Source organism: Aeromonas sp. DNP9 (assembly GCF_001728955.1).
In the GTDB taxonomy this organism is placed as follows: domain Bacteria; phylum Pseudomonadota; class Gammaproteobacteria; order Enterobacterales; family Aeromonadaceae; genus Aeromonas; species Aeromonas veronii.
This window is the reverse complement of sequence record NZ_LYSQ01000002.1, coordinates 231,895-239,137: the sequence shown is the minus strand read 5'-3', so window position 1 is coordinate 239,137 and position 7,243 is coordinate 231,895. Positions and strand designations below refer to the sequence as shown.

Below are 7,243 nucleotides of genomic sequence, written 5' to 3'. Positions count from 1 at the left end.
TGGGAGAAGGGTTGGGGATGAGGGGATGAGTCACCCGGCATCGATAGGAAAAAAGAGGGGAGCCATCATGGCTCCCCTCTCTGTTGTGGCCGCAGCGAGCGGCCTGCCGGGTAAGACTCAGTGGTTGAGGTCGACCCGCACTATCTCTTCCTCGTCGCGATACTGACGCTTGAGTTCGCTCTTGCTCTTCATCACAATCTCGCCGTCACGACCGATGTTCATATGTTCGGGATTGTCGAGATGCATCGCCTGCCATGCCATCACGGCTTGCAGGGAGGTGGCCTTCTGCTCGTCGGTCAGGGGCTTGCCATCGGGCCACTTGCCCAGCTCGACTGCGGTTTTGAGCCGCTCGTACACCTCTGCGGGCATCTGCCTGATAGCTTGTAAAAACTCACCCTGTTGAAACGACATCCGGCCTCTCCTTGAACTATTGAGCCATAAACTTCGGGGTCAGCCCGGCAGATCCTGGCGGGCTGTGCAGGTAAACCCTATCGGGGTCTATGCCGGCAGATCCTGGCGGACTACGCCAGCCATCTGCTCCATCACCCGCACTACCTGACAACTGTACCCGAACTCGTTGTCATACCATACGTAGAGCACACAGTGATCCCCCTCGGCGATGGTCGCCTGGGAGTCGACGATGCCCGCATAACGGGAACCTACCATGTCGGAGGAGACCAGCTCGGTACTAGCGCTGAAGTCGATCTGGCGATGGAGGGCCGAGCTTAGCGCCATCTGCTGCAGATAGGCGTTGAGGCTCTCCCGATCGGTGGCCTGCTCCAGCGACAGATTGATAATCGCCAGCGAGACGTTGGGGGTCGGCACCCGGATGGCGTTGCCGGTCAGCTTGCCCTTGAGTTCGGGCAGCGCCTTGGCCACCGCCTTGGCGGCGCCGGTGCTGGTCATCACCATATTGAGAGCTGCGCTGCGACCGCGGCGCTCGCCTTTGTGATAGTTGTCGATGAGGTTCTGATCGTTGGTGTAGGAGTGGACCGTCTCCACGTGGCCGTGGCGGATGCCGTAACGCTCCTGCATCACCTTGAGCACCGGGGTGATGGCGTTGGTGGTACAGGAGGCGGCGGAGATGATCCTGTCACCCGGGCCTATCACCTCATGGTTGACCCCGAACACCACGTTTTTCATCTCCCCTTTGCCGGGGGCGGTCAGCAGCACCTTGCCGGCACCGCGCGCCTTCAAGTGCTCGGAGAGGCCTGCCTCGTCACGCCATACCCCGGTGTTGTCGACGATCAACGCATCGTGAATGCCGTAGGCTGTGTAGTCGATGTCGGCCGGGCTATTGGCGTAGATCACCTGAATGAAGGTGCCGTTGGCGATGATGGCGCTGCGCTCCACATCTACCTCGATGGAGCCGTTGAAGGGGCCGTGCACCGAGTCGCGGCGCAGCAGGCTGGCGCGTTTCTCCAGATCTCCGTCGCGACCGCCACGCACCACGATGGCGCGCAGACGCAGCGGATTGGCGGCGCCGGTACGCTCGATCAGCAGGCGGGCCAGCAGGCGGCCGATGCGGCCAAAGCCGTAGAGCACCACGTCGGTCGGCTGCGGCATCTGGCTGCGGCCAAGGGCCGGTGCCAGTCGCGCTTGCAGATAGTCCTCGATCCCCGCCTCATCCTGATGATCCTGCCAGTAGCCGACTGCCAGCTTGCCAAGGTCAACCTCGGCGGCGGTGGGTTTGAGGGCAACGATGGCCTGAAGCAGGGGGAAGCTTTGCTGGATGGGGAGGGGAGCGCCCTGGTGGCGGCGGACGACCCGGTGGGCCTTGAGGATATCGATGGTGGAGGCGTTTTGCAGCGGGCGGCCGTAGAGGGTGATCTCGACCCCTTGTTGTCGGTAGAGGCGACCAATCAAGGGCTGCATGGCTTCGGCGAGCTCCTGGCTCTCCTGCCACGCTTGCAAGTAGTGCTCGTGGGTCATTGACCAGATCCTTTATTTCACGTTGTTGGTGTAAATAGAAAATTCGTCGAATGCAGATCAGTGTAGGGGTGTATATTTCGTTATATTATTCTGCAGTCGCGGCCTTACATGGCGCGCGCATTGTAATGGATATGTAACCGGTTTGCTAGCCGGAGGTGGCCCGTAAAGGCGCCAGTTGTTACCAACCCGCGTTACCAACAAGATGTGAACCATGGCCAATTTCCCCCTGCGACAGACCTTCATCATGCTTTCAGTCGGCCTTGCCGTGGCTGGCTGCAATGACGATCGGATCCACAACATCTGTGGCAATCATCCCGAGCTCTGCCAGGATCTGGTGGACGATGGCTGGTGTCGCTACGAGCGTACCGATGTGATCCGCAGTCGCTTCTATCTCAAGGAGGAGGGGACGGATCGGCGCAAGTACGAGCTGATGCGTAACCTTGAGCGCTATCTCAAGTGTGCCGAGCGTTCCACCAGCATTGAGTACAAGAATGCCCGTGAGCAGAAGAGTCCACGGGTAGAGGGCATGCTGGCGGCCGGGGATCAGCTGGCCCAGCTAGATGCGGCGACTCGCAATTCGCAAGATCCCTACCTGCTGCTCTGGCACTGGACCAACAACACCAACGAGCTGGCTCGTCAGCAGTTTATGGCGCTGGAAGGCACCAAGGCGCTGGATGAACCCGAGCTGCAACTGGCGCTCGGCGGTATCTACGCCAAGAGCGACCCCGAAAAGGCCATTGCCACCCTGCAGCACGGGCTCTCCCTCTATCAGGAAGGGGACAAGGTCAACAGCCGCATATTCACCTCCCTCAGCACCCTCTATATGGGCCAGAAACAGTACGGGCTGGCCTATCTGTGGGGCAAGGTGAGCGAGTCGTTTCAGGATAGCCCCGAGGTCTCAGCCAAGCGTTTTGGCATCTACCACACCCTGAGCAAGACAGAGCAGGATGGCTACGATGTTCGGGCTGCCGAAATTGTCGAGCAGCTCAAGCATGGCAACTACCGGCCCTGAGGCAGTGATGACGACGCTCTCCCCGGCCAGCTGCTGGCCCAATCCGTTCGATCTCTCTTTCGTTCATGGCGAGGTACGTACCGATGGCCGTACTCTGGAGCGCCTCACGGTGCGTGCCGTGGTGCCTCGTGGCGACGAGCTGCTGCTGGTGCATTCCCGGGTCAACGGCGATCTGATGTTCCCAGGGGGCGGCATTGAAGCGGGGGAGAGCCACCATGTGGCGCTCGCTCGCGAGCTGCTGGAGGAGTGCGGTGCCGAGCTGCGGGAAGTGGGGGGCCTGCTTGGCGAGACCCGTGAATATCGCGCCGCCCGCGAGCCGGGGTTCGATGCCTACTGCATCCGCTCGCTCTACTACTTGTGCCGGATTGGCGATCAGCTGGTGGCCCCGCAGCCGCAGCCCTACGAGATCCGCCTTGGCTTCGTGCCCGGCTGGTTTGCCCTCGACGAGGCGCTGCAGACCAACAAGACCCAGCTGGCGGGGCCCTGTCCCCAGTGGACGGCGCGGGAGACCCGGGTGCTGGCCCAACTGCAACGCTGGCATCAGCAGGGGAGCTTCGACCACGGCTACTGAAGTAGATCAAGCCGCAACGGTCAGTGACACCAACAAAAAGAGCGCCAATAGGCGCTCTTTTTCATTGTGAGGGTGGCGGTTACTTGGCCACTCTGTCGTGCGAGATCATTTGACCTCTTCGCCCTTGGCTTGCAGATCAGCATGGTAGGAAGAGCGAACGAAAGGACCACAGGCGGCGTGGGTAAAGCCCAGCTCCATGGCGACATCTTTCAGCTCGTCAAACTCTGCTGGCGGCACGTAGCGCTTGACCGGCAGGTGGTGGCGGCTCGGCTGCAGATACTGACCCAGGGTCAGCATGTTGACGCCGTGGGCGCGCAGATCCTTGAGTACCTCGACGATCTCTTCGTTGGTCTCGCCAAGGCCCATCATCAGACCGGACTTGGTCGGCACGTGGGGGTGCATCTCCTTGATGCGGCGCAGCAGCTCCAGCGACCACTTGTAGTCGGCACCCGGGCGGGCGACGCGATACATGCGCGGTGCGGTTTCCAGGTTGTGGTTGAAGACGTCCGGCGGGGTCTCGCGGAACACCTCAAGGGCCTGCTCCATCCGGCCACGGAAGTCCGGGGTCAGGATCTCGATGCGGGTCTGCGGGCTGTGCTCGCGGATCTCGCGGATGCAGTCGGCGAAGTGCTGGGCACCGCCGTCGCGCAGATCGTCGCGGTCCACCGAGGTGATCACCACATACTTGAGGTTCATCTCCTTGATGGTCAGCGCCAGCTTCTTCGGCTCTTCCGGATCGAGTGCCAGCGGGCGGCCGTGGGCCACGTCGCAGAAGGGGCAGCGACGGGTGCAGATGGCGCCCATGATCATGAAGGTGGCGGTGCCGTGGTTGAAGCACTCCGCCAGGTTGGGGCAGGAGGCCTCTTCACAGACCGAGTGCAGCTTGTTCTTGCGCAAGGTGCTCTTGATGTGTTCGATCTTCTGGCTGGAGGGGGGCAGCTTGATCCGCATCCAGTCCGGCTTGCGAAGGAGTTCTTCGTTGGGATCCGGCATGAATTTCACCGGGATCAGGGCCATCTTGTCGCCATCGCGCAGCTTGACGCCCGGCTCCATACGAACGGGTTTGCTCATGATTCACTCTCGGTGTTTGTTATTGTTTGATAGCCAATCAGGCGAGCCAGCTCGGCCACCAGAATGGATTGCGCCTCGGCCACGCTTTGCGGGCCGCCCAGGGCGCTGGTCTGGGTCATGGCCATGCCCGCATAGCCGCACGGATTGATGTGCAGGAAGGGGGTCATGTCCATGTTGATATTGAGGGCCAGCCCGTGGAACGAGCACCCCTTGCGGATGCGCAGCCCCAGCGAGGCCAGTTTTGCCTCCATGCCAAGGTCATTTTTCACATAGACCCCGGGGGCATCGGCCTTGGCATAGGCCTGGATATCGCTTTTGGCGAGGGTGTTGATGATGGCTGTCTCCAGCGCGGTCACCAGCTCGCGAACCGAGAATTTGCAGCGGCGGACATCCACCAGTACGTAGAGCACCAGCTGGCCCGGGCCGTGATAGGTCACCTGACCGCCGCGATCGCTCTGCACCACCGGGATATTGCCCGGATTGAGCAGGTGTTCGGCCTTGCCGGCCTGGCCCTGGGTGTAGACGGGATCGTGCTCGACCACCCAGAACTCGTCCGGGGTGTCGCTGGTGCGGTTGTCGGTGAAGGCTTTCATGGCGTCCCATACCGGCTGGTAGGGGCGGCGACCCAGCTGCCTGACAATCAGGCTGGACTGGGCGGGGATCTGGGATGACATGGCGTCCTCGCGGCGTGCTGCGGCCAAAAACAGTCGCCCCGCAGAACGGGGCGAGAGAGAAATTACAGTACGTATTTCACCAGCTCGATCTTGCCAAGGGCGTGGTACATCGCTTCGATGTGCTCCTTACTCTGGGCAGTCACGGTCACGCGGACCGAGTGGTAGTTGCCCTTGGAGCTGGGCTGGACTGTCGGGCTGTAGGTGCCGGGGGCGTGCTGCTGCAGCACTTCAACCACCATTTCCGGCAGTGCCGGGTCGGCAACGCCGAGTACCTTGAACGGGAATTTGCAGGGAAACTCCAGCAGTTCATCAAACTTGGTATTCATTTACTCACCTTTTGCGTCATCACCGGGATGACTTCATCTTGGATGGCTAGTGGCCGATGGCCCGTGGAGGCCGCCATTTCAAGTCTATATGGGCACGGCTCATAACTATATGGGCGCTGCCCGGACCGGGATCAAGGCCAGGATCGGTCAGACAAGGATGGAAGTGCTGCTTTTTACCACAAATCAGGGTAAGGCGGAACCTGCAGTTTACAGGGTTATTCACTGCCTTTGCCGGTCACAGACAGCAGCGGCGCCTGTTGGCGCCGCTGTTTGGTGAGGATTGTGCGTTGGATTACTTGAACCAGCTGGTGACCAGCAGTACCAGGTAGTCCCACAGACGGCTCATCAAGCCACCTTCCTGCACCTCTTCCAGAGCAACCAGCGGCACCTGCTTGATCTCTTTGTCGCCCTGCTTCAGGAACACGGTACCGACACGCTGACCCTTGGCCAGCGGCGCTTTCAGCTCGCTGTCGAGCTGGAAGTCAGCCTTCAGGTTGTTGCCCTGACCGCGGGTGACCAGCACGGAGACATCTTTGTCGACGCCCAGTTTCACTTCCGGTTTGTCGCCCATCCAGATCTTCTGGGTGACCAGCTCGGTGCCGGCCTTGTACGGGGTCAGGCTCTGGAAGAAGCGAAAGCCATAGGTGAGCAGTTTTTTGCTCTCGGCGGCGCGGGAGGCTTCGCTGCTGGCGCCCAGCACCACGGCGATCAGGCGCATGCCTTCGTTGTTGGTGGCAGAGGAGACCAGGTTATAGCCGACCTGGCTGACGTGGCCGGTCTTGATGCCATCCACTTGCAGGGATTGATCCCACAGCAGGCGGTTGCGGTTGTGCTGGGTGATGCCGTTGAACACGAAGGATTTCTGGGAGTAGATCTTGTACTCCTCCGGCAGGTCGCGGATCAGCGCCTGACCCAGACGGGCCATGTCGTGAGCGGTACTGTAGTGACCTTCCGCATCCAGACCGTGCGGGTTCATGAAGTGGCTGTCGTTCATACCGAGCTTGGCGGCCCAGCTGTTCATCAGGCTGGCGAAGGAGTCGGTGCTGCCCGCCAGGAACTCGGCCATGGCGACGCAGGCATCGTTGCCGGACTGGATGATGATGCCCTTGTTGAGATCATCGACGGAGACCTGCTTGCCCACCTCGATAAACATCTTGGAGGAGTCGGAGTAGTTCTTGGACCAGGCGTTCTGGCTGATGGTCACCATGTCGGTGCGCTTGATATTTCCCTTCAGCAGCTCCTGGCCGATGATGTAGGAGGTCATCATCTTGGTCAGACTGGCGGGCGGCAGACGCTCTTCGGCGTTCTGCTCGGCCAGCACCTGACCGGAGTAGTAGTCGATCAGAATATGGGCCTTGGCGGAGATCTCCGGCGCGGCGGGAACCACCATGGGCATGGCATTCGGGGTCGGTGTCGGCACCGGCGTATTGGCCTGGGCGGTTACGCTGATCAGTGAGGCCAGAAGAACTGAACGGGCAAATTTGGACATCTTGAAATTCCTGCGAGCCAGATGGGGATAAAATGCGGGCCTAACTATACCAGATGCGCCCGCAGGTTATAGCCCGAGATGGCGATCAGAACTGGTTTTTTATCCATCACTCCCTGTCATCACGCCATAAAACGACGTGATGACAGTGAGTAAGCGGTTAGTCACATC

General features: G+C 60.7%; 8 protein-coding genes. 2 read left to right on the top strand and 6 right to left on the bottom strand.

Translation table 11 applies throughout. The features are described from left to right. Positions 1–117 precede the first annotated feature (117 nt). Positions 118–411 carry a DUF1315 family protein gene (locus A9G06_RS02200; protein WP_011707127.1) on the bottom strand — a complete coding sequence of 98 codons (294 nt, stop codon included), beginning with the start codon at positions 409–411 and terminating at the stop codon, positions 118–120. 87 nt (positions 412–498) lie between these two features. After that, positions 499–1,932, bottom strand: a complete 1,434-nt coding sequence (locus A9G06_RS02195) for a glyceraldehyde-3-phosphate dehydrogenase (RefSeq protein ID WP_069554128.1) — start codon at positions 1,930–1,932, stop codon at positions 499–501. A 211-nt stretch (positions 1,933–2,143) separates the two neighbouring features. On the opposite strand from A9G06_RS02195, the gene A9G06_RS02190 reads away from it, so the two are divergent. Both A9G06_RS02190 and A9G06_RS02185 read left to right on the top strand, forming a co-directional pair. After that, a complete protein-coding gene (locus A9G06_RS02190; protein WP_005335192.1) occupies positions 2,144–2,944 on the top strand; it encodes a DUF2989 domain-containing protein in 801 nt (266 codons plus the stop codon). A 7-nt stretch (positions 2,945–2,951) separates the two neighbouring features. Then, a complete protein-coding gene (locus tag A9G06_RS02185) occupies positions 2,952–3,515 on the top strand; it encodes an NUDIX domain-containing protein (RefSeq protein ID WP_069554127.1) in 564 nt (187 codons plus the stop codon). 105 nt (positions 3,516–3,620) lie between these two features. On the opposite strand, the gene lipA is transcribed toward A9G06_RS02185, so the two are convergent. The 4 genes from lipA to A9G06_RS02165 form a co-directional block, all read right to left on the bottom strand. After that, positions 3,621–4,586, bottom strand: a complete 966-nt coding sequence (lipA, locus tag A9G06_RS02180) for a lipoyl synthase (protein WP_005335190.1) — start codon at positions 4,584–4,586, stop codon at positions 3,621–3,623. Further along, positions 4,583–5,260, bottom strand: a complete 678-nt coding sequence (lipB, locus tag A9G06_RS02175) for a lipoyl(octanoyl) transferase LipB (RefSeq protein ID WP_040066806.1) — start codon at positions 5,258–5,260, stop codon at positions 4,583–4,585. The genes lipA and lipB overlap by 4 nt, the downstream gene beginning before the upstream one ends. A 62-nt stretch (positions 5,261–5,322) precedes the next feature. Beyond that, positions 5,323–5,586, bottom strand: coding sequence for a DUF493 family protein YbeD (ybeD, locus tag A9G06_RS02170; RefSeq protein WP_005335178.1), 264 nt, complete (start codon positions 5,584–5,586; stop codon positions 5,323–5,325). 292 nt (positions 5,587–5,878) lie between these two features. Then, the gene (locus A9G06_RS02165; protein WP_005335176.1) at positions 5,879–7,075 is read right to left on the bottom strand and encodes a D-alanyl-D-alanine carboxypeptidase family protein; all 1,197 of its coding nucleotides are present in this window, start codon (positions 7,073–7,075) and stop codon (positions 5,879–5,881) included. Positions 7,076–7,243 lie beyond the last annotated feature (168 nt).